Raw genomic sequence first — 24,597 nt, 5'->3', positions numbered from 1 at the left:
CATGAAAAAGACAACAATTAACATATTTGGTATCCTATTGATTTTTAGTTTAGTAGGATGTTTGAGGGAAGAGTTTGAAGATCTTCCAAGAGCAAGGTTCAGCACAGCAGCTGATATTTTTACGGATGATTTTGTGGGAATGGGAAGTGACTTCTATTTCCCCTATCAAACGGCAAAACCGGATGTATTCTCAGTAGATGACAATGAAAGCTATCGAGGAAACGCCTCCATTAGAATTGATGTACCGGATGCGAATGATCCCGCTGGGAATTTTGCAGGTGCAATTTTCAGAATTGATGGTGCTGGGAGAGATTTACAGGATTTCAATGTGCTTTCCTTCTATGCGAAGGCAAGTCAAGCAGCTACGATATCCGAAATTGGCTTTGGTCAGGATTTTCTGGGTGATACTTATCGGGCTTTTAGGACCAATGTAAACTTTACCACCAATTGGCAGAAATATGTAATTCCCATTCCAGATCCATCCAAATTATTGGAAGTGAGAGGAGTGTTTCAATTTGCTGCGGGAGGTATTGGTCCCGAAGGTGAAGAAGTGGGCTTTTCCTTTTGGATTGATGAATTGAAGTTTGAAAACCTGTCCTCGGTTGCCCAACCGCAACCGCTGGTCAATAATGGGGAAGATCAGTCTATCAATTCTTTTAATGGAGTTACCCTTCCCGTGACAGGTACAGGAGTTTTGCTCAATGTGGACGGCTTTGATGTTCGGGTGCAAGCATCTCCCTCCTTTTTCAATTTTAATTCATCTGACCCAAGTGTGGCCACAGTAAATGAACTCGGCGAAGTATCGGTTTTGAGTTCAGGAAACTCAAGAATATCTGCCAGTATAGGTTCTGGTGAAAATGAAATTGATGCAGTGGGATCCTTGAATATTGTCTCCGAGGGGCCGTTTTTGTCCGCCCCTACTCCACCCGATTTGGCTCCCGAAGATGTGGTGTCCATTTTCAGTGATGCTTATCAAAATGTACAGGTGGACGATTACAATGGCTTCTTTCAATTTGCAACCACCCAAGGAGGTGCAATCGACATCGCTGGTGAGAATATCATTAGCTATACTGACCTGAATTTTGTGAGTGTGAATATGTTTAATTCCCCGGACGTGGATGCTTCCGAAATGACTCATATCCATGTCGATATCAATGTAAGAGAAAATATCGATCCGGGAGATTTCCTCCGACTTCAAATCATCAATAACAATGGTCCAGGTGAGACCTCAGGAACGGTTGATTTGACTACTTATCAACCCTTAGTTACCGAAGAATGGGTCAGCTATGATATTCCACTGAGTGATTTTGCAGGTCTGGGAGCCACTAATGATGTCGACTTGATCTTTTTCATCTCAGATGGCACCATCTCCGACATTTTTGTAGATAATATATATTTCTATAGATAATCAGTCTATACTAAAAGTTAAATGAAGAGAACGCATGAATAGTACTTATAAAATTTTCAGTTACATCCTTATCCTTTCTTTTGGATTCCTGCTGATGATCGGGTGTATGGATACCAATGAACTGCCGGATAGAGGATACACTTTAGTTTGGTCGGATGAATTTGACGGTACAACCGGTGATCCGCCTAATCCGGAATTTTGGAATTATGATATCGGAACAGGCGATAATGGATGGGGAAATAATGAACTTCAATATTACACCGACCGAACCGAAAATATCCATATTGACGGTAAAGGTAATTTGGTAATTAAAGCAATTAATGAACCGTTTGCCGGTAGAAATTTCACTTCAGCTAGGATTACGACCAAGGGCTTGAAAGAATTTCGGTTTGGAAGAATAGAAGCACGAATCCAAACACCATTCGGTCAGGGGCTTTGGCCGGCATTTTGGATGCTTGGAGCAAATATTGACGGAGTCGGATGGCCTCAAGCCGGAGAGATGGATATTATGGAGCTCAGGGGTCAGCAACCAAGTACAAGCATTGGGTCTATTCATGGTCCGGGTTATTCTGCAGGCGAGGCGATTTCAGGATCCTTCCAACTCTTTGACTCAAGATTTGATACCGAGTTTCATGTATTCGCAATAGAATGGGGGGCTGATTTCATTGATTTCTTTGTAGATGATAGACTTTATAATCGGCTAACTCCGGAAGATCTTCCTGCTGGTTCAGAGTGGGTTTTTGACAAACATTTTTTCCTTCTATTGAATGTGGCAGTAGGTGGAAATTTCGTGGGTTCACCATCTCCTGATACCCGTTTTCCACAAACCATGCTCATCGACTATGTCCGAGTATATCAATAAAATTTACACTTAACCTAAACAACCATGATTAGGAATAAAAACATTACCCTAGTACTGAGTACTATCTTACTCGGCGCAATTTTCATATTAGTCGGATGTGCGGAAGATGAGATGATTATTCAACCTCCTACGGCTGGATTTACCTTTTCCATAGATGAGGAAACAGGCGGAATAGTTACGTTTACCAATATCTCCGAAGATGCGGAGACCTTTCAATGGGATTTTGGTGATGGAACATTTTCTACTTTGAGCAATCCAAGAAAAGTCTACATGGAGGACGGAAGCTATGAGGTCTCCTTGACCGCAACCAACGCAGGCGGGTCCACTGAGACGAGCCAAACCGTAACCATTGAATTGATTGTGGTCATTACAGATAATGATCCTCCAGTAATTGCCCTCGAAGGAGAAGCCAATATCGAACTGGAAATCGGGGATGAATTTACCGACCCGGGAGCCACGGCAAATGACGAAGTGGATGGAGACCTGACGGAAAATATTGAAGTCACTGGTGAAGTAAATCCTTTACAGCCCGGTGAATATGTGCTTGCCTACAATGTGGCAGATGAAGCAGGAAATGAAGCGGAAGAGGTTACTCGTACAGTCACCGTTAACTATGACCAGGGAATTTTGACCAATGGCGATTTTGAAGAAGGAGATGCTGGCTGGATTGGTAACGGACTGGAAGTAAGAGAAGAAGGAGGCAATCAGTTTTCTTTCACCAATGTCACCACTGCAGGAAATCCATTTGACGTCAATGTCAGTCAAGTAGTACCTATCCGGGCAGGAAGCGAGTATAGACTCTCATTCAATGCCGTCACTGATGTGGAAGATGGACGTACTATTTTGGCGGGTATTGGACTAAATGAGGATCCCTTTACTAATGTCACGGAGGAATTTGAACTGACTACTGATGAGCAGCGCTTCAGTGCAGAGTTTACGGCAAATTTCGATAGCGATAATAGCCGCGTGATTTTTGACATGGGAGCGGAAGTTGGAGTAGTGGTTTTGGACAATGTTTCACTCGAACTCATATCGGAAAACACCACAGCTCTTCCGATTACATTTGAAAATGGAGAGGTACAGGCTTCGCCTTTCAATGGAGCGGCTTTTGAAGTGGTCACTGACCCTACCAACTCTGATAATAATGTCGGTAAATTGACTAATTCGGGTGCAGAGTTTGAAGGCGTTACTTTCTCGCTAGCAACACCTGTTGATTTTGGTGGAGACAATAAATTAATCACCATGAGGTTTAATACGCCGACTGCCGGAACACCTGTGTTGATGAAATTCGAAGGTGGAAGCTCCGATCCAGTGGAAGTTGGCGTAGAAGCTACAGATGAAGGATGGCAAGACTTGACCTTTGATTTCAATGCTGCTTCAGGGTCTTACAGCCAGTTGACCCTCTTTGTGGATGGACCGGGCACTGCCGCAGGAGATTTTTATATCGATGATATTATTCAGACCACTGATTCATCAGGTGGAGAATCAGGCTGTGAAGGGGAACCGATCGCAGCGACATCTTTCCCTGTGACTTTTGAGACTTGCGAATCTTTCGTCAATACCTTCTTTGGCGAAGGCAGTCTAACCACAGAATTGGCTCCTAATCCATCCATTTCGGATGTAAATAGCTCTGAAAATTCCTTGAAAGTAGTCAAAGCAGAAGGAACCAATAGATGGGCCGGATTGCAAAATGCTTTTGCCGAAAATATTGATCCTAACAAAACATTTAGACTTAAAGTATATTCGAGCAAGCCAGATGCGGTAATGAGATTTGAATTAAATAGTGATCCTCAGCCTACTGGGTCAGGTAATCCACCTCCGCAGTTCCAGACAATAGGTCCAGCTAATACATGGGTCGAGATCGAAGTTAAATTTACCGATGTCCCAGATACCAATACTGGTCTAAACCAATTGGTAATCAAGCCGGATAATCCTGATGGAACTGACGGCGAATTGACCTCGTCAACTGAAACCTACTATTTTGATGATATAACACTGATTGATGGTGGTAATGGAGATGGTGGAGATGATAATGGTGGCGGTGACGACGGCGGTGGTGATGATGAAACTGACAGTGGAACAGACATCGCTATCAATGGAGATTTTGAAACAGGCGATGAAACAGGATGGATTTTGTTCCAAAACGGCGGATTAGCGGAATTGGACAATACCGATAACAACGGTGGATCATGGTCCGGAAAATTAGCTACCAACGGCCCAAGTAATCCTGCATTTAAGCAGGAAAGAATTGGTGGCGGGACGGTAAATCCAGGCGATGAGGTCAGAATAAGATTTGACCACAAAGGAGTCATCGTACCACCAGGGGGAATATTCAACGTACTGTTATTCGGAGAAGGTGCCGATGGGGCATCTTTCACCCACGTGTTTAATCCTGCACCAACTCCTGAAGAAGGATGGACCACATTTACAGGATCGTTTACCATCCCCGAGGATGCTGATGTATCAAATGGCCTCTCAGTATTGATTGAGGCAGTTTGTGGAGGAGATGCAGGATGTAGCGTTGAGGCAAATATTGACAACGTAAGAATCTTCCTTAATCCTTAAATTAACTTCTCTTCCGTTTGAATTCTATATAGGTCAGGTTTAATAGCCTGACCTATTTTAAAATAACTATCTAATACACCCAATTAATTTCGTTTACCAGTGAAGAAAAGCGAGCCTGCCCAATTAACCCAGGTTGAAATCAACCATGAGATTTTTTATCAAATTTCAAATGTCGATTCCATCCCTCCATTTTTTATGAGTATCATCAGCCCGTCAAATCATTGGCTGTTTATAGGTAGCAATGGTGGTATCAGTGCTGGGAGAAAAGATCCCGAAAATGCACTTTTCCCTTATTACACAGATGACAAGATTATCGAAACCTCTGAGGTCACCGGCTCCAAAACCATAATAAAAGTCCACAGAGACGGTCAGACTATGGTATGGGAACCCTTTTTGATTCACTTTGCTAATCAATACAAACTCAGGAGAAATCTGTATAAAAATGTACTGGGCAATAAGATTCTCTTTGAAGAAGAAAATTTAGACCTAAACCTAAGCTTCCAATATCAATGGACCAGCAGCGATCGGTTTGGATTTGTAAAAACAAGTAAACTCACCAATCAATCCGAGTTGGCAATAAGTATTTCTTGCTTGGATGGAATTCAAAATATCATGCCCTATGGTGTGGGAAGCGCTCTTCAGGGTGTCAGAAGCAATCTGGTGGACGCCTACAAACGCAACGAACTCGAACCCGAAAGCGGAATTGGGATTTTTGCACTGAGTGCAATAATTGTGGATAAAGCCGAGCCAAGCGAAGCACTGAAAGCGACAATCGTCTGGTCAATAGGCCTTGAAAAACCTCAGCGGCTCCTCTCCTCTTCGCAACTCAATGCTTTCCGAAACGACCAATCTCTCCAATCAGAAACCGACATCAAAGCACAACGAGGAGCCTATTTTGTGGTCACTGATTTGGAATTAGCGGCGAAAGAAGGCAAAGAATGGATGATCCTCGCGGACATCAACCAAAATGTCTCCCAAATTCGGTCTTTGGCACAGGAGATAAAAAATGATCCCGAATTATATGAGAAAGTAAACCAAGATATCAATCAAGGCTCGTGCGAATTGGTCAAACTGAACGCTGCCGCGGACGCCTTGCAACTGACCGCAGATCAGCGAAAAGATACCCGACACTTTGCAAACACCATGTTTAATATCATGCGTGGGGGGATTTTTGACAAGAATTATCAAATCGAAAAGGCCGATTTAAAAAGCAACATCTTGTCTGCCAATCGGATGGTTTTTGAACAGTATAATAAGAGTTTCGAATCCCTTGGTGAGCAGTTTTCCCTTTTTGAACTAAAAAAATTAGTCGCTCAGTCAGAAGATCCTGATTTCCATCGTCTCTGTCTGGAATATTTGCCATTAAAGTTTAGCAGAAGGCACGGCGACCCAAGTAGGCCTTGGAATAATTTTTCGATCAATACCCGAAATGAATCGGATGGGTCAAAAGTGCTCGATTATGCCGGAAATTGGCGAGATATTTTCCAGAATTGGGAGGCTATAGCACTCTCCTATCCTGGGTTCATAGAGGGCATGATATTAAAGTTCCTAAATGCCTCAACATTTGATGGTTATAATCCTTACCGAATTACCAAAAATGGAATTGATTGGGAGCGAATTGAGGCAGACGATCCTTGGTCATATATTGGATATTGGGGAGATCATCAGATTATTTATCTATTGAAGTTTTTGGAGTTTGCCGAGCATTATGCTCCGGGGCAGTTGGCTCAGTATTTTGGTCAAGATATTTTTGTTTACGCCAATGTACCCTACAAAATCAAGCCTTATGAGGCTATTTTGGAAAACTCCAAGGACACGATCGATTTTGACCATCAACTGGATCGAGTAATCGAAAAACGCTGGTCTGAACTAGGTTCAGATGCTGCTTTGGTTCAAAATCAAACCGGCACGATCCATCATGTCAATTTTATTGAGAAAATCTTAGCAACCATTTTGGCAAAAATGTCCAATTTCATTCCCGAGGCTGGCATTTGGATGAACACGCAGCGGCCAGAATGGAATGATGCCAACAATGCTTTGGTAGGCAATGGGGTGTCGATGGTGACGCTGTATTATTTGAGGCGATTTTTAAACTTTTTTACTTCGATTTTATCAAAAAGCAACTTGCCTGAAATCCAGATTTCTTCGGAATTAATGGAATTTCTCAAGCAAACGTTTGAGGGCTTGACAGCAAGTAAACAGTTGCTTTCTTCTACTTTCAGTGACCGAGACAGAAAACTGGTATTGGATGCTTTAGGGAAAGCCGGAAGTCAGTACCGTGAAAAAATCTACCAGAATTCATTTAGCGACGAGCGAAAATCCCTTTCCATTCAAGAGTTGATTGACTTTTGTACCCTTTGCCAAAGCTACCTTGAGCATTCGATCCAAGCCAATAAGCGCGAAGATCATCTCTATCATGCCTATAACCTGATGACCTTGGAAAACGAGCAAGAAGTTTCCATTTCTTACCTCAGCGAAATGCTCGAAGGCCAAGTGGCAGCACTCAGCTCAGGATATTTGAGCGATGAAGAGACGCTTTCTACCCTCGATAGCTTGAGAAATAGTCAGTTGTATCGAGAAGATCAAAACAGCTATCTCCTTTATCCCAACAAGGAATTATCAGGGTTTTTGGAGAAAAATAATATTCCAAAAGCGGAGGTGACCAAATCCCCACTTTTAAACCAATTGGTCGAAAAGAACAATAAAAGCATCATCGAGCAAGATGTCAACGGAGATTTTCATTTCAACGGGAATTTCAAAAATGCCCGAGATTTAACAAATGCCTTGGATTCCTTGGATCAGGAGAAATTCTCGGTAAATCCTGCGGATAAAAAAGGATTACTTCAAGTTTTCGAAAAAGTCTTTAATCACAAGGCCTTTACTGGGCGTTCGGGTACTTTCTACGGATATGAAGGACTCGGATCGATTTACTGGCACATGGTTTCCAAGCTCCAACTTGCTGTTTTTGAATGCTGTAAAAAGGCCTTTGATGGGAATACTTCCCAAGCGACACTTGATCGATTGATTTCTCATTATTATGAAATAAATGAAGGCATCGGCGTCCATAAATCCCCGGAGGTTTACGGCGCTTTCCCCACCGATCCCTACTCTCATACTCCCGCAGGTAAAGGTGCGCAGCAGCCGGGGATGACAGGTCAGGTCAAAGAAGATATCATCTGTCGATTTGGTGAGCTCGGAGTCTCTATCGAGGCGGGAAAACTTGTCTTTCATCCATTTATGTTGAAAAAATCAGAGTTTTTGACTGAAGTTCAAATCTTTGAATACGTGGATGTAGAAGGAAACTTCGTGAAAACTCCAATTTCAGAGCATTCACTTTGTTTCACCTTTTGCCAAGTTCCCATTGAGTATAAATTAAGCACCGAGAATTCGATTGAGGCATTTTTGGAAAAGGGAATTAAAACCGTTCTAAATGAAACCTTAAGCCTAAACCAAAACCTGAGTGAGCAAATTTTTATGCGTGGTGGTGCGGTCAAAAAGTTGGTAGTAAAGATCAATAAAGCCCTGCTCAAATAAACCTACTTTTTAAAAATCCGATGGGAAAGAGATTAACATATGATCAGGAGATAGCGCAAAAAGTCGATGCACTTATTGCTCAAATGACGCTTTCGGAAAAAATCGGACAGATGAGTCAGATAAGACATTTTGATGAAGGCTCTCCAGACATCATCAAAACCAAATTTATCGGTTCGGTGATTCATACCGAAGGTCCGCTCCCTGGAAAAGACGCAGCGGAGTGGCAAGCTAAATTCACAGAACTCCAAAAGCTGGCTTTATCGACCCGATTAAAAATCCCCTTGCTTTTCGGAGTGGATGCTGTGCATGGACAAAATACCTATGAAGGAGCAACGATTTTCCCACACAATATCGGCTTAGGTGCAGCGGCAAATCCGGATTTAGTGGAAAAAGCGGCAGCTATCACAGCTATTGAGTCGAAAGCTACCGGATTCAATTGGGTTTTTTCTCCCTGTGTGGCCATTCCCATGAATGAAAAATGGGGACGCGTCTATGAGGCTTTTTCAGAAAGTACAGTACTCACCACACAATTGACTCGAGCCTCTGTGAAAGGGCATCAAGGCAAGAATGGAAACTCAGGGCTGATGGCCACAGCGAAGCATTTTATCGGAGATGGGTCAACTGATTTTGGAATGGAAGGTGGCAGTACTTCGCTAAGTCGAGCCGAAGTCATTGAGCGGCTGCTTCCACCCTATCAAGCCGCAATTGAGTCTGGAGTTGGATCCGTCATGGCTTCATTTAATACGCTGGACGGGATTTCGATGCATGCGCACAAGGCTATGATTACGGATTTATTGAAGGGGAAGCTTAATTTTCAAGGGATTGTAGTTTCGGATTGGAAGGCTTATTCACGATTTGGGCAAATTGAAATCATCAATGCAGGCATTGACATGGTCATGGCGGTAGATGGAGATTTGGATGAGTTTCAAGAAGGTGTCAGAATGGCTGTCTTGGATGGGACCGTTTCAGAGGAGCGGATCAATGATGCCGTTCGGAGGATTTTGAGACAGAAACTTGGCTTCGGTTTATTCGAAAATCCTTTGCCGGATAAACGCCTTCTTTCAAAAATCGGGATCCCAAAGCACCGAGATATAGCCCGACAAGCGGTGCGGGAATCATTGGTTCTTTTGAAAAATGAAAATCAGACTTTACCGCTCAGTCAAACTTCCAAAATCGTAGTAGTAGGTCCTTTCGCGGATAATTCCGGTTTACAATCTGGGGGCTGGACCATAGCCTGGCAGGGAACTTCCGAAAATTATAAGGGTGCAACAACAATTTTGGACGGCATCAAAAAACATGCTCATCAAGAAGTAATCTACGATCCAGAGGGAAAAGCAGTGATAGAAAATGTAGACGTGGCGATAATCGTAGTCGGCGAAAATCCTTATGCAGAATTTTTTGGGGATGTGGACGGTGAGATGGACCTATTTCAACTCACCTTGACCGAGGAGCATCAGAATTATATAAAAGTTTATACAGAAAAGGGAATTAAAACTGTCGTCGTGTTGATTTCCGGCCGACCGCTAGTTACCACCCAACAGATTGAGCAAAGCGATGCATTCGTAGCGGCATGGCTGCCGGGTTCTGAAGGTGACGGAATCGCCGAAGTGCTTTTTGGGCTGGCTGATTTCAAGGGAAGACTTCCACATTCCTGGCCAAAATCAGTGGAGGATTATCAGGGAAAGTACGGTCCCAATTTTTGGGATGAATCGATCAAACCCCTTTTCCCCATCGGATTTGGTTTATCCTATCAAAAGTCAACCTAACACGCTACATCCATTTGCGCACCAACTTATTTTAGCATGAAATCGATCTTTAAATCAGCCCTAGTCGGAGTAGCCTTGATGGCTAGCTTTTCGTGCAGCGAAAAATCAACCGAAGTTCAAACAGAAAAATCAAAACAAGTGACCGCAAAAGAAATCTTAGGAAACCCCGCCTATTTGGCTATCTCATTTGAAGGCTATCGAGAACGATCAAGAGATATCCAGCCGTCCGTCGATCAGCTCAAAGATGATTTAAAAATCTTATCGGCCATGGGGATCAGAATCGTCCGAACTTACAATGTTCAGCTTGCTCATGCGGCTACGCTGTTGAAGGCGATTCAAGAATTGATGAATGAAGACGAAAATTTTGAAATGTATGTCATGCTCGGCGCCTGGATTGATTGTAAAAATGCCTGGACGGACCTAGAACCCGATCACGAAGTAGAAAGCGAACAAAATGCCGGTGAAATAGATCGTGCCGTAGCGTTGGCCAACAAATATCCAGAAATCGTCAGAATCCTAGCCGTCGGCAATGAAGCCATGGTCAGGTGGGCCACGAGTTACTTTGTCCAGCCGGCTGTGATTCTCAAATGGGTAAACCACCTGCAAGCGTTGAAAGCGGCCGGAGACCTTCCAAAAGACCTTTGGATTACGAGTTCGGATGATTTTTCATCCTGGGGCGGAGGTGATCCAAGTTATCATACCGAGGATCTCAAAAAGCTGGCCCAAGCTGTCGATTATGTTTCCATTCATACTTATCCTTACCACAACAGCCATTACAATCCTGATTTTTGGAGAGTTCCCATTGAGGAATCCAAGCTTTCCACTTTGGAAAAAGTAGATAAAGCCATGCTTCGTGCGCGGGATTTTGCCAAATCCCAGTACGATTCTGTAGCGAATTATATGAAAAGCATCGGAGTGGATAAACCCATCCATATCGGAGAAACTGGCTGGGCGAGTGTTTCCGATGGATTTTATGGACCTGAAGGTTCCCGCGCTGCGGACGAATACAAGCAGGCACTATACTATCAGCACATGCGGGAATGGACCAATGAAGCGGGGATTTCTCTCTTCTATTTCGAAGCATTCAACGAGCAGTGGAAGGATGCTGGAAATCCGATCGGTTCCGAAAATCATTTTGGTCTTTTTGGACTGAAAGGTGAAGCTAAATATGCGCTTTGGGATTTGGTCGATCAGGGAATTTTCAAAGACCTCACCCGAGATGGAAATCCCATTGTAAAAACTTACGGCGGAAATATGGAAAGTCTGCTTAAGGATGTTTTAGTACCTCCGGCAAAATAAATTCAATTAAAACTCTCAATTCAAAAATTTCTCAAGCGTGTAACCACCAAACCCAATTAACCATGTCAACCCTATCAAAAAAAGTCCCGATGGGACAGAAAATAGCCTTCGGAGTCGGTATGCTAGCCAATCAGATGTTCCCGGCTTCGCTTGGGATATTTATGGTGGTGCTGGTACAAAATCTTGGTTTCCCGGGTTGGATGTGGGGAATCGTTTACTTTCTTCCCCGCATTCTCGATGCTGTCACGGATCCCATCATGGGCTTTATCTCTGACAATACGAAATCGGTCTGGGGAAGAAGGCGACAATATGTCTTTTTGGGTGCAATCGTCATGGGAATCACTTTCTCAGTGATGTGGCAGCTTTATGGGGAAAACAGTGTGAATTATAATTTTGTCTATTTTCTATTGGGGTCTTTTGCCTTCTATATCGGACTGACGATCTTCAGTGTTCCTTATGTGGCGATGGGCTATGAAATGAGTGAGGATTTTCATGAGCGAACACAAATCATGGCTATTGCACAATGGATTGGTCAGTGGGCTTGGGTGATAGCCCCTTGGTTTTGGGTCATTATGTATGATCCCAGTTGGTTTCCAAGTCCTGAGGCTGCCACTCGAGAATTGGCCGTTTGGGTGGGAATTATTTTTGCCCTTTGCGCAATGATTCCTGCGATTTTCATTTCGAGCAAGTCCACCAAAAATGAAAACTTCTCTCCACTGACCTTCAATGCCATCGGTGACAGTGTTGCTCAAATTATCAAAGGATTCAAAGAAGCTTTTTCTTCCACTCCGTTTAGAAAACTCTGTATTTCTACTTTTTTCATATTCAATGCCTTTAATACCGTAGCCGGTTTTGTGTTTTTTATTGTGGTCTGGCACTTGTTTAGCGGAGATGCTGGTGCAGCGGGCTATTGGACACCGATATTTGGAAGTGTCGGGGCATTGGTCACTACTTTTATTGTGATTCCGATTGTGGCTCGGATGTCCAGAAAAATCGGTAAAAAGAATGCTTTTATGGTATCTCAGGGCATTGCTTTAGTCGGCTATGCCTCTTTATGGTTTCTTTTTGTTCCGGGAAAACCGTGGATGTTCATTTTCTCACTTCCTTTTCACTCTTTTGGTATTGGGAGTCTATTTGTCTTGATGATGTCCATGACCGCTGATGTGATCGATTTGGACGAATTGAACTATGGAGTACGACGGGAAGGGGTCTTTGGTGCGATTTATTGGTATATGGTCAAGTTTGGTTTTGCCATAGCCGGAGGACTTAGCGGAGTGATTTTAACCGTAGTGGGATTTGATGGCAATGCCGCCGTGCAGCCTGAGGGTGCCGTTGATGGCCTGAGGTTATTTTTCTCGGGACTCCCCATGCTGGGCACAATAGCTGCCATGTACTTGATGCATGATTACGACGTAGATGAAGCGCGAGCCAATGAAATCCGGGCAGAATTGGAGAAGCGGAAGGCTAAAAAAGTAGAACCTCAAATTGCTTACACTGCCTATCAGGAAGGAAAATCTATTCGGCTTGCTGAAGTCGATAAATTGGCAGTGGCAAATTACCAAGGGAAATTCGAAGGGAAATCACTTGCTGAAATCAAGAATATGTTTGCCCAAACGCTAAACGATGGTTTTCACGGACTTTGCTTCAGCCCTTACCTACAAGGACAAAATATCGGCGATATCTTAACCGAAGAGCAAATTAGGCGAAGAATGGAAATCATAGCTCCTCACACCCAATGGGTGCGCTCCTTTTCCTGTACTGATGGCAATGAACTAATCCCGAAAATTGCTCGGGAAAAAGGCTTAAAAACCATGGTGGGTGCCTGGCTCGGTACTGACCATTCCAAAAATAAAGCAGAGGTCGCCTCTTTGATCCATTTGGCAAAAGAAGGGCTGGTGGATATCGCTGTGGTAGGTAACGAAGTGCTCCTTCGAAATGAACTTACCGAGCTGGAAGTATTGGACTATTTAAGCCAAGTAAAAAAATCAATTCCCAATGTGACGGTAAGTTATATCGACACGTATTTCCAACTAGCTCAGCGGCCTGAACTGGTGGATGCGTGCGATTTGGTTTTGGCCAACTGCTACCCATTCTGGGAAGGCTGCAATATCGATCAAGCTCCTGTCTATCTTGAAAAAATGTATGAAATGGCAAAAAATGCTGCCAAAGGAAAAACGGTTATCATTACGGAAACGGGCTGGCCGGATTCGGGTGAAGCAATGAATTCCGCCAAACCTTCTCCCGAAAATGCCATGAAATACATCATTGCTACCCATCAATGGGCAAAAGAAGAAGGAATTGCTATGTTTAACTTCTCTTCTTTCGATGAGCCTTGGAAAGTTCATCACGAAGGTGAAGTAGGACAAAGCTGGGGAATCTGGGACAAAAACGAAAACTTAAAATATTAATACCTATGTCATTTAACGCTGACAAAGTTTTGGCACTCGCAGGGAAAGACCTGCAAGGATTATCCATTCAAGAATTGGCAAAATCATTCAATGGATTGCTTCAGGAAGGCATACATGGGATCTGCTTTAGCCCATATGTAGAAGGACAGCAGCCCGGTGATACCCTGACCGAAGAGCAAGTGCGCCGAAGACTGGAAATCATCCGACCCCACACCGATTGGGTGCGATCCTTTTCTTGTACCGAAGGAAATGAATTGATCCCCATAATTGCCAAGGAATTGGGCATGAAAACCTTGGTTGGGGCCTGGCTGGGAAAAGATGATCAAATCAATCAAGATGAAATTCAAGGCCTGATCAAATTGGCTAATGAGGGATACGTGGATATTGCTGCGGTTGGCAATGAGGTGATGTACCGAAAAGATCTTTCTGAGGAAGCATTGCTCGATTTTATCCATCGGGTGAAAAAAGAATTGCCAAAAACCGTAGTTGGCTATGTGGATGCTTACTATGAGTTTGAGCGAAAGCCCCGAATCACGGAGGCTTGTGATGTAATTTTGGCCAATTGCTATCCGTATTGGGAAGGATGTGCCTTAGATTATTCCTTGCTCTATATCAAAGACATGTACAATCGGGCCGTCAAGGCTGGTAATGGCAAAAAAGTCATCATCACCGAGACAGGATGGCCAAGCCAAGGTTCACCGCTTTATGGGGCTGTCCCTTCAGACCAAAACTTCTTGAAATACTTCATCAATATCCAAACATGGTCCAAAATGGACTCCGTGGACATCTTTTATTTCTCCTCTTTTGATGAGTCTTGGAAAGTCGGGGCAGAAGGTGATGTCGGCGCTTATTGGGGGATTTGGGATAAGGATGAACAGTTGAAATATTGATAAAGGAGAAAGCTTAATTTGAAACGAGTAGTTTTTCTGGCCCTTTGATTCGGTTTATTGCAAAAGGAATCAAAGGGATTTTTTTTAATTAGTTCAGGTCCTTAGTTTTGGATCAAATGAACAATAGTCAATAATGCGAAAGCCTAGTTTTAAGCTGATCAGTAGGGATTAGCTGATGTTCTCCTTCAAAAAGTACATATCAATCGCCCCGTGATTTTTGATTTCTATTTTGCCCCGGTATTGACAATTTACCCCACTGCGAATTAATTCATAGGTGTGTTCCGAAATATTGATCCTTCCGGGTTCAGAACTGGACTCTAGTCGGGATGCAATGTTTACTGTATCCCCCCAGATATCATATTGCCATTTTTTGGTTCCGACGATTCCGGCCACCACCGGTCCAGTATGAATCCCGATTCGCATTTCAAACCGATGAACTTGGGATAGTGGATTGGAACGGACCAAAGCACACATTTCTTTGGCCGCATTTATGGCGTCCATGACGTGGGTGGTGTTTGGAATGGGGATCCCTCCTGCACACATGTAAGCATCGCCAATGGTCTTGATTTTTTCCAGTCCGTGTTTTTCTACAATTTCATCAAACTTACTAAAATAATAATCGATGCTTTGCACGATCAATTCAGGATCCAAATCCTCCGAAGCCTTGGTGAAGTTTTTAAAATCGGTAAACATAACCGTGGCGGCTTCATATTTCCGAGCCTTTACTTTTCCGTTTTCCTTTAGCTCGTTGGCAATATCTGCGGGAAGAATATTCAGCAACAATTTTTCTGACCGATCTTTTTCTGATTCAATTATTTGTTTGGTCTTGCGCTCATACCTATATTTTTTAAAAACACCCACGGCGATGATCCCTGCAAAAAGAAATAAACCTCCCGCACTGTAGAGCAAAACTTCCTGTCGCTTGGTTTTCAATAAATTAAGTTCGGATTCTTTCTCCAAAAGCTCCACTTCAGCCTGCTTTTGAGACACCTCCAGATTTGTTCTCAAATCCGCCAATTCCTGAATTGCTTTCAAATTATTGATGCTATCCTTGTAGGCAGCATATTTTTTAAAAAACCGATAGGATTCGGCCAAATTCCCCGTTTCCTCAAAGTATGCTGCAAGCTTTTGACTGGCGTCTCTAATCTGCTCTTTAAACCCAAATTTTTCAGCTATAGAATTACTCGTAGTAGCATAAGTGATCGCAGCAGGATAGTTTTGTTGGGCTGCGTATATTTCAGCCATATATCCATTATAAACTGAAATGGGATAATAATCTCCCATTGACTGAAGGAGTTCCACTGCTTCGTTGAAATTTGCTTCAGCTCGAGGGTTTTGTCCGAGTTTTGCATAAACCATCCCCAAATTTCCCAGATTATAGGCCTTTCCGGTGAGGTAATTTATTTTTTCGAAAATGACCTCGGATTTCTCAAAGTAATAAATGGCTGAATCGTATTGATCTTCGCTGAAAAACTCATCTCCAATATTCAAATAAGCGGTAGCCAGAGAAGTTTCGTCACCCGTTTGCGTAAAAATATCGATGGCATTTCTGTAGTAATCCACAGAATTTTGATGTACTCCGGAGATCGAGTACACGTCAGCTATGGCGAGATAGGCTTTTCCCTTCTGATTGAAATTACTTGAATCTTGGGTATACTCGAGACTTTTGAAAAAATTCTGAGAGGCCAAATCCAAATTGCCCAAAAGGCGCTGAACTGAACCTTGATTAAAATATCCTGAAAATATCCATTTCGATAGGTTTTGTTCCAATGCCTCTTCGGTGAGCATTTCTGCGTAAAAAAGCGCACTGTCGGGATTATTATAATTAAATGAAATATTGGACAACAGGTATAGACGAAGGGTATCCGAACCCGCTTTTTGGGGATAATTTTTAAGTTCTAAAAGGAGACTATCGGCTTTTTTTTGATCCTGAGCTACTGCTTCCTCAGAATTAAAAATTAGCAGAAAAGCGCCTACTATCCCTACTAAGCTCAGGATTTTCATTGATGTTCTTCCTCGACAAATGGCGCCGGATTGATTTTTAATTTTGGATCAATTTTAAATGTTTTTTCCTCACGGGTTTGATTTCTTCTCACCGTAAATGAAATGTCATACTTGACATCCACCGCCTGACCAATAGACTGATTTAGCGTGCCTGAAATATTATTTCCGTTACTTTCGAGTGGGTAATCCGTAAAAATCTCATATCCGTCAGTTGCAGTAATTTCAGATTCTATGACTCTATAAAACTGACTATTGACCCCTTCAAAATCAATTTTCCAAGTCACTTTATGAGCTCCGTAAACCTTGGAAGTAAATTCCTCTGGCCTTCCTCTATTAACTCCTCCCGGATAGGTCCCGCCGTTGTCATCTTTAAATTCGCATAGATCGTCCAAAATACCTCCATCAAATAGATCCTGGATTTGGACAGATAGGTTGATAATTACATTTTTGCGCATAATAATATTATTTTTTTAATGTGTTAAAATACAAAATTTATAATATCAAATACATAAAAGTGGTGAATTAAATTTTTTATATCGAAAAAGGAAAATATTTCAAAATCTGTAAATCCAAACCTCTCTCCCACTTCGTAGTTCCAATAGATGATGATTAATTCGATCAACATTTAACTACTTGTTCCATTATTAAACGCCAACTATTATGATTAACAACAAACTGATTTTTGGAGGATTGCTGTTGCTTTCCTCTGGGTTGTTTCTCGCTTGCGACAACAACGAAGAACCAATGATTCCTGCGCCAATGCCAACTGGAAACGAAACGACTTTCCAACTGGGTTCGGTCTCTGATCCTTCCATTTCCGGAACGGCGGAGTTTATCGAAAATGATGACAACACCACTACGATCAACCTGATGCTTTCTAATACTTCCTCAGGAGGTATGCATCCGGCACATATTCACATGAATACTGCTGCTGAAGGAGGAGATATCGTTTTGACACTTGGTGTGGTAGACGGTGATACGGGCATGAGCACCATTACCGTAGATTCTTGGGATGACGGTTCGCCTGTCACCTATGCCGAGCTCATTGATTATGACGGATACATCAATGTACACAACTCCATGGAAGACCTAGGAACACTCCTCGCTCAAGGTGACATAGGAGTAAATGTTTTGACGGGAGAAACCAAAACCTACGATTTGGGTGAAGTAGCTGTGCCGGGAATTAGTGGTACGGCCACCTTCAGCGAGCGTGTTAATGGAGAAACATTGGTAGAACTTATGCTTATGAATACTCCTGAAGATGGAATGCATCCTGCCCACATTCACTTCAATACCGCTGCGGAAAGCGGGGATATTGCAGTTTCTTTCAATCCGGTAGATGGAAGTACAGGTCGAAGCTTGACCAATATTTCTATGCTGGATGATGAATCAGCAATTACCTATGATGAACTTTTGGATTTTGATGGTTATATCAATGTGCATCTTTCGATGGAGGAATTAGCCACGATTGTAGCACAAGGTGATATTGGTCAAAACGAATTGACGGGAGAATCTAAGGAATACGTATTGGGAGAAAGAGATGTGGATGGAATCTCGGGAACTGCCACATTCTTTGAGCGGGTAAATGGTGAAGCTTTAGCTGAAATCATGCTTATGAATACGCCTGAAGATGGAATGCATCCTGCCCATATCCATTTTAACTCTGCGATCGAAAGCGGCGATATTGCGTTCACTTTCAATTCTGTGAATGGTGCTACAGGAATAAGTAAAACCAATGTTTCCATGCTGGATGACGAAACGCCTTTCACCTACAGTGATGTGTTGGATTTTAATGGCTATATCAATGTGCATCTTTCCATGGAGGAATTGTCCACGATCGTAGCACAAGGCGACATCGGTTCCAATGAATTGACCGGAGAATCGACTACTTATAATTTATTGGAAGTGGATATTCCGGGAGTAAGCGGCACGGCGACCTTCAGAGAGCGAAAAGACGGAAGTACTTTGGCTGTGATCGAATTGGAAAATACGGTCGATGGAGCTTCCCATCCCGCTCATATTCATGAAAACAGCGCAGAAGAGGGTGGAGATATAGCAGTAAGCTTTAATCCTGTAGATGGAACTACCGGAATGAGTATGACCCATATCCGAACGCTTGATGATGAATCAGCCATTACTTACAGTGAATTATTGGAGTTTGATGGATATGTCAATGTCCACTTATCCATGGAACAATTGGCTACCCTGGTTGCTCAAGGAAACATCGGAAGTAATGTGAATTAGTAGATGGTTAGTTAGTTTGGGAAGGCTCGGTTCTTTGGACCGGGCTTTTTTTATTCCTAGATATTAGATTGAATCCCGTTACTCCAAGTCCTGAAGCCTCATTTCAAAATCATACTGCAAATCCTCGTGCAAACCCAAAATCAGCTTTTTGACTTTTTCGACCTGGATTTTATACAAATTATCAATTACAGGATAGTTAAATTGAAGATATCCGTACTCCTTGAGTTGCTCACAGAAATACATAATGGCCTCGATTTGATCTTCCTTCTTTTTGCTCAATTTGAGCATTTTATTCAATTTTCGTCGGATGGCTTGTGCCGATTTTTTTGCATAGTACACATGGCTGGCATTACTTTTTTGAAATTCAGTATCCAATTCTTCTTTGATCATTTCCAGAAAATAACCTGGATTTTCTTTTTCCTGAAGTTTGAAAAATAGATAAGCCTTATTCTCACGACTGAATTTGGCCAAATCTGAAATTAGATTAACCTTTTCTTTTTCGGGCAAAAGTTCTAATTCCTTTTTGAGTTGAGCTAAACTGGGAAACTGCATGAATATTTAAACTAGAATTGATATTTGAATACGATGCCTAAGATATATCAAAATTTGGGACCGGTGAAGTGTAAATCAACCGAAAGAAAATTGCGATAAGTCAATTTATAGCGCCCATTCATCAAAATCTATTGAAGATCCTATGGCAAATTCCTAAGTTTAATGGCAAATCAAACCAAAATGGAAGCTTACGGGCAAATATTATTGATCGCCATGCCGGCCTTTTTTCTTTTGGTCCTCTTTGAAAAATTCTGGGGCCTTTGGAAAGGAAACGATACCGTACCGCTCAACGACATGATTTCGAGTTTGAGCTCCGGCATGACCAATGTCACCAAGGATGTTTTAGGCTTGAGTGTTGTGATTTTGTCCTATCAGTGGTTTTATGACCGGGCGAGTGTATTTGACATCCAAAGTACCTGGTTAGTTTATGTTATCGCCTTTTTTGCACTGGATTTTGCCGGCTATTGGACGCATCGGATTGCGCATGAATACAATATTTTTTGGAACAACCACATCATTCATCACAGCTCGGAGGAATTTAATTTGGCTTGTGCACTTCGTCAGAGTATTGCCTCGATTGTCAAGATCTTCGCGGTTTTTTTATTACCGGCAGCGATTTTTGGAGTTCCTCCCGAGGTCATCGCAGTGGTCGCTCCCTTGCATTTATTCGCTCAGTTTTGGTATCATACCCGACATATTGGAAAAATGGGATTTTTAGAAAAAATCATTGTCACCCCCTCCCATCATCGGGTACATCATGCCATCAATCCGGAATATTTGGATAAGAATTACGGTCAGATATTTATCTTTTGGGACAAATGGTTTGGGACTTTTCAGGAAGAAAAAGAAGAAATACCTGCCGTTTATGGAGTAACGCGCCCAGTGAGAACCTGGAACCCGATCAAAATTAATTTTATGCATTTCTGGCAGCTACTAAAAGATGCATGGCGAGCCAAAAAATGGTCGGATAAATTTACAATTTGGTTTAAGCCCTTGGGATGGCGTCCAGCCGATGTTGCTGAGAAATACCCCATCGGCAAAATTGAGGATGTGTATAATTTTGAAAAATACAATCCCCAACTAACCAAAGGCATGTTGATTTGGAGTTTCAGCCAATTGATGGCACTGCTTTTTCTCCTTAGCTATTTGTTTGGAAACTTAGCTGAAATCGGTTCTCCGGGAATCTTTTATTTCGGGGCTTTCATTTTTTTGACCGTGTATGCCTATACGGAACTGATGGATCGAAATCCCAATGCCTGGGCTTGGGAACTGATGAAGGTGGCTTATGCGATGTTTATTGTGTTTACGACTGGAGATTGGTTTGGATTAAGTAAGTTTTTGCCAGGTGCAGTTTCTATTTTTGTAGGATACTTGGTCTTATCGGCATTCTTTTCAATCTGGTTTTCCTTACGAAGAGAGAAGCTTCAATTGGCTAATTAATCCAATATAAGTAAATGAAAGAATTTCAAGAGATTATCCAATCCTATGAATTTGCCAAAAGTGAGAATCTATCCGTAGCTTTAGCGACGGTTGTTCAAGTAGATGGCTCCGCATATCGTCGTCCAGGAGCCCGGATGCTTGTCACTCAGGAAGGAAATTTGACCGGAGCAATTAGCGGTGGATGTTTGGAAGGTGATGCGCTGCGCAAAGCTCAAACGGTCATTTTCCAACAGAAATCCATGCTCGTCACCTATGATACCACTGATGAAGATGATCAGAAATTCGGTGTGGGATTGGGTTGTAATGGGATTATCCATGTACTGATTGAACCGATCGATTTGAGTCATCCCGAAAATCCGATAGAGTTGATCAAAAAAGCGCTTGAAAAAAGGGAAGTTTCACTCTTGATAAGCGTGTTTTCGGTTGCCAATTCAAAATCTGAGCAAGTTGGGACGATCCTATTAAGTCAAGGTCAAAATCAATTTGGAGACTATACACGCGTTCATGAAGAGTTTTTGCCAACACTCCAATCCGAAATAAAGTATTTTGACGCATCCCAAAACCAGATTAAATCCTTTCCCGATAGCCTGGGTCAATTCTCGGTATTTTTCGAACTGGTCAAGCCAACGGTCAGAGTATTGCTATTTGGTGCGGGAAATGATACTCAACCGGTAGCCAAGCTTTCCGAAATCCTGGGTATGGAATTGATTCTCATCGATGGCCGAAAAAATCTGGCTTCCCCTACCCGATTTCCCCAAGCCAAAAAAATCATTCAAGGTCATGCGGAAGAAGTGATCGATCAAATCGAAACTGATATTTATACCGTGGCCTTATTGATGACCCATAATTTCGAATATGAAGTCATTATTTTGGAAAAATTACTGACCTGTTTGATTCCTTATATCGGGATTTTAGGTCCAAAAAAGAAAACCGAAAAGCTGATTGAGCGACTGGAATCCAAGGGAATTCAGGTTTCCACTGATAATTTTTACGCCCCTATCGGATTGGAAATCGGAGCAGAAACTTCAGAAGAAATCGCTCTTTCCATTTTTGCCGAAATCAAAGCCGTACTCAACAAAAAGCAACCTATTTTTCTCCGGGATAAAGTCGGTCCAATTCACGAAAAAGGCTGATGAAGACGGGTTTGATCATTTTAGCAGCTGGTTCATCTTCTCGTTTAGGAAGACCAAAGCAATTAATTGAAATACAAGGTGTTAATTTGATTGAAAAGGCAATTACTGAAACTCAAAAATCACAGGTGGAGGCTTTGGTTGTAGTTTTGGGTTGGAATCCGGAATTGATCAAAACTGGTTTTGAACCGGATCAAATCCCTTTTGTCATCAATGAAAATTGGGAACAGGGAATGGCTTCAAGCATGCAGACTGGACTCCAATTTTTGATCCAAAATGAAAATCCAGATCAGGTGATTTTGATGCTTTGTGATCAGCCTTTTGTGGATGCTCCACTTTTAAATCAGCTGATTTCAGAAAAAGAAAAGTCTGGAAAAGGAATTGTCGCTTGTTCGTATTCGAATACTTTGGGCGTACCGGCGATTTTTGATCAAAAATATTTTGAGGATATGCTGTCCTTGAAAGGATCGGAAGGAGCAAAAAAGGTAATCGTTAAAAATATTTCTGATGTTTTTGCCTTGGACTTCCCTTTGGGAGCTGTGGACCTGGATACCGAAGCGGATTTGGATCGATTGAAAAATTGGAAACTTTGAAGATCAAGTTACTCGATATCGCTAAAAAATTCTTCCAAATCCAAGGCAAATCCTTTGATCACTGCGGATTCTACCAGATCTCCTGTGGTCAGCAATCGAGACGGTATATATTTCCCATGTTCAAGTGTGTAAATTAATAAGTCTTGATTTTCAGGATGGATCACCCAATATTCTCGAACTCCTTGGCTTTCGTAAAGTGAAAATTTGTGCTTAAGCTCTGTTTTACTATTTCCTGGAGAAAGGATCTCCACGATCAAGTCTGGCGCGCCGATACAGCCTCTTTCGTCCAATTTTTCAGGATCACAAATCACACAAATATCCGGCTGTACCACATCATGAATTTTGTCGTCTTCTCTTGATTTAATTGGAAATCGTACATCAAAAGGAGCGTCATAAACTTGGCATTTTTGGCCTTCCAAGTAATTATAAAACTTAGTGGATAGTTTTAAAGAAACCTGTTGGTGAATTCGCTTGGGTGCAGCAGCAGCTTTTTTAAATCTTCTCCCCTTGATTAATTCTACCACCTCCTTAAACTGCCAAGTCAAATAATCAGCATAGGAATAGCGGCCGTATTCAATATCCGGTTCTTTTACGCGATCCTGATTTTTGATATTCATAGAATAAATATACAGATAATAGGTAATTTGGGACAATTGCGGACCGCAAAGAATCCCTGTTTAGATTGAGTTTCTATTCCAGGTTTCGCAATTTTCTAACCACATATTTTACCCAATCCACCACCTGCTCAATTTCTCCAGCTGTAGTATTTCTTCCCAAACTAAACCGAATTGATCCTCTTCCCAGATCAGACTCCACTCCCATGGCTTGCAAGACGTGACTGGGTTTTGGTGAAATAGAGGTACAGGCCGAACCCGAACTGACCGCTACTTTTTGATTGATTTTTTTTAGGAGCTCCTCTCCTTCTACTCCGCCAAAGGCAATGTTACATACATGAGGAAGTCGATGGTTTTGACCGCCATTCAAAAATGTGTTTGGCAGTTCTAAAATCAAGCTTTCCAGGGTATCGCGTAGCTTTTCTAATCGATGGCTTTCGGTCTTCATTTCCTCTTTTCGGAGCTCGGCTGCTTTTCCAAAACCAACTATTCCCGGCACATTTAAAGTTCCACTTCGGAATCCCTTTTCATGCCCTCCACCGTGAATTTGTGACAGGGGTTTCGGTAATTCGTGATTGTGGCGAACATATAGTGCACCGACTCCTTTTGGGCCGTAAAGTTTGTGGGCTGAGATGGCCATGAGATGAATTCCTTTAGTAGAAATCGGAATTTTGCCAGCTGCCTGCACTGCATCGGTAAACAAAATAATCTCCTTGGATTGCGCTATTTCGGCAATTTTTGGAATGGGATGAATCAGGCCTGTCTCATTATTTGCCCACATCAAGCAAATCAATTTGGTATGGGGAAGAATCGACTTTTCCAATTCATCTAAATTGATTTCCCCTTTGGAATTGACCGATAAGTAGGTGATTTCGGCTCCTTTTTTTTCGATTTCAGCAAAAGTGTCCAACACCGCTTTATGCTCAGCTTTGCAGGTGATATAGTGTTGTTTTTCCCCTGAATAAGTTTCAAAAATGCCTTTGATTCCCAGATTGATGGATTCGGTAGCTCCAGAAGTAAAAATAATTTCTTTTGGTTTTGCTCCGATCAGTTGGGCAATTTGCTCGCGAGCTGCTTCCACCGCATTTTCAGCCACCCACCCATAGGGATGACTTTTGCTGGCCGCATTGCCAAAATGTGTCCCGAAATATGGAATCATGGTTTCGATCACTTCCGGCGCACAAGGTGTGGTAGCATTGTAATCCAGATAAATGGGGTAATTCATGAGGTGAAAATAGGAATTCTCTATCCTTACTCAGAGTCGATGAAAATGTTTTTTGGCCTTGCC

General features: G+C 42.3%; 17 protein-coding genes. 12 read left to right on the top strand and 5 right to left on the bottom strand.

Going from position 1 to position 24,597, the window contains the following annotated elements; all coding sequences use genetic code 11:
- The first annotated feature begins 1 nt into the window (after nt 1).
- The 8 genes from BM043_RS05855 (at nt 2) to BM043_RS05820 (ending at nt 14,732) form a co-directional block, all read left to right on the top strand.
- The gene (locus tag BM043_RS05855) at nt 2-1,408 is read left to right on the top strand and encodes an Ig-like domain-containing protein (RefSeq protein WP_143189482.1); all 1,407 of its coding nucleotides are present in this window, start codon (nt 2-4) and stop codon (nt 1,406-1,408) included.
- 34 nt (nt 1,409-1,442) lie between these two features.
- On the top strand, nt 1,443-2,270 hold the full coding sequence (locus tag BM043_RS05850; protein WP_092789726.1) for a glycoside hydrolase family 16 protein: 828 nt from the start codon (nt 1,443-1,445) through the stop codon (nt 2,268-2,270).
- Between the two features lie 24 nt (nt 2,271-2,294).
- The gene (locus BM043_RS05845; protein WP_092789725.1) at nt 2,295-4,835 is read left to right on the top strand and encodes a carbohydrate binding domain-containing protein; all 2,541 of its coding nucleotides are present in this window, start codon (nt 2,295-2,297) and stop codon (nt 4,833-4,835) included.
- Nucleotides 4,836-4,934: 99 nt separating this feature from the next.
- On the top strand, nt 4,935-8,369 hold the full coding sequence (locus tag BM043_RS05840; RefSeq protein WP_092789723.1) for a hypothetical protein: 3,435 nt from the start codon (nt 4,935-4,937) through the stop codon (nt 8,367-8,369).
- Between the two features lie 20 nt (nt 8,370-8,389).
- On the top strand, nt 8,390-10,135 hold the full coding sequence (locus BM043_RS05835; protein WP_092789721.1) for a glycoside hydrolase family 3 protein: 1,746 nt from the start codon (nt 8,390-8,392) through the stop codon (nt 10,133-10,135).
- A 36-nt stretch (nt 10,136-10,171) separates the two neighbouring features.
- Entirely contained in the window at nt 10,172-11,434 is a 1,263-nt protein-coding gene (locus BM043_RS05830) for a glycosyl hydrolase family 17 protein (protein WP_092789720.1), read from the top strand.
- Between the two features lie 62 nt (nt 11,435-11,496).
- Nucleotides 11,497-13,842, top strand: coding sequence for an MFS transporter (locus BM043_RS05825; RefSeq protein WP_245752959.1), 2,346 nt, complete (start codon nt 11,497-11,499; stop codon nt 13,840-13,842).
- A 5-nt stretch (nt 13,843-13,847) separates the two neighbouring features.
- Nucleotides 13,848-14,732, top strand: coding sequence for a glycoside hydrolase family 17 protein (locus BM043_RS05820; RefSeq protein WP_092789718.1), 885 nt, complete (start codon nt 13,848-13,850; stop codon nt 14,730-14,732).
- Nucleotides 14,733-14,900: 168 nt separating this feature from the next.
- Here BM043_RS05820 and BM043_RS05815 read toward each other — a convergent pair whose 3' ends face one another.
- Nucleotides 14,901-16,736, bottom strand: a complete 1,836-nt coding sequence (locus BM043_RS05815; RefSeq protein ID WP_092789717.1) for an adenylate/guanylate cyclase domain-containing protein — start codon at nt 16,734-16,736, stop codon at nt 14,901-14,903.
- Nucleotides 16,733-17,191, bottom strand: a complete 459-nt coding sequence (locus BM043_RS05810) for a hypothetical protein (protein WP_092789716.1) — start codon at nt 17,189-17,191, stop codon at nt 16,733-16,735. Before BM043_RS05810 ends, BM043_RS05815 begins: the two co-directional genes overlap by 4 nt.
- Nucleotides 17,192-17,396: 205 nt before the next feature.
- On the opposite strand from BM043_RS05810, the gene BM043_RS05805 reads away from it, so the two are divergent.
- Nucleotides 17,397-18,980: a CHRD domain-containing protein gene (locus tag BM043_RS05805; RefSeq protein WP_092789714.1), complete on the top strand. Its 1,584-nt coding sequence runs from the start codon at nt 17,397-17,399 to the stop codon at nt 18,978-18,980.
- A 78-nt stretch (nt 18,981-19,058) separates the two neighbouring features.
- On the opposite strand, the gene BM043_RS05800 is transcribed toward BM043_RS05805, so the two are convergent.
- A complete protein-coding gene (locus tag BM043_RS05800) occupies nt 19,059-19,532 on the bottom strand; it encodes a hypothetical protein (protein ID WP_092789713.1) in 474 nt (157 codons plus the stop codon).
- 162 nt (nt 19,533-19,694) lie between these two features.
- Between BM043_RS05800 and BM043_RS05795 the strand changes: the two genes are divergently transcribed.
- Genes BM043_RS05795 through BM043_RS05785 form a run of 3 tightly spaced genes read left to right on the top strand, consistent with a single transcriptional unit; the run spans nt 19,695 to nt 22,695 of the window.
- Nucleotides 19,695-20,972, top strand: coding sequence for a sterol desaturase family protein (locus BM043_RS05795; protein WP_245752957.1), 1,278 nt, complete (start codon nt 19,695-19,697; stop codon nt 20,970-20,972).
- Between the two features lie 14 nt (nt 20,973-20,986).
- The gene (locus BM043_RS05790) at nt 20,987-22,105 is read left to right on the top strand and encodes an XdhC family protein (RefSeq protein WP_092789711.1); all 1,119 of its coding nucleotides are present in this window, start codon (nt 20,987-20,989) and stop codon (nt 22,103-22,105) included.
- Complete coding sequence (locus BM043_RS05785) at nt 22,105-22,695, top strand: nucleotidyltransferase family protein (RefSeq protein ID WP_092789710.1); 591 nt, start codon at nt 22,105-22,107, stop codon at nt 22,693-22,695. The genes BM043_RS05790 and BM043_RS05785 overlap by 1 nt, the downstream gene beginning before the upstream one ends.
- An 8-nt stretch (nt 22,696-22,703) precedes the next feature.
- On the opposite strand, the gene BM043_RS05780 is transcribed toward BM043_RS05785, so the two are convergent.
- Both BM043_RS05780 and BM043_RS05775 read right to left on the bottom strand, forming a co-directional pair.
- Complete coding sequence (locus BM043_RS05780; RefSeq protein WP_092789708.1) at nt 22,704-23,312, bottom strand: Uma2 family endonuclease; 609 nt, start codon at nt 23,310-23,312, stop codon at nt 22,704-22,706.
- Nucleotides 23,313-23,385: 73 nt separating this feature from the next.
- Nucleotides 23,386-24,534, bottom strand: a complete 1,149-nt coding sequence (locus BM043_RS05775) for a cysteine desulfurase family protein (protein WP_092789707.1) — start codon at nt 24,532-24,534, stop codon at nt 23,386-23,388.
- Between the last annotated feature and the right edge of the window lie 63 nt (nt 24,535-24,597).

The organism is Algoriphagus hitonicola, assembly GCF_900113375.1.
Classification (GTDB): Bacteria; Bacteroidota; Bacteroidia; order Cytophagales; family Cyclobacteriaceae; genus Algoriphagus; species Algoriphagus hitonicola.
This window is presented reverse-complemented; position numbering and strand designations above follow the sequence as displayed.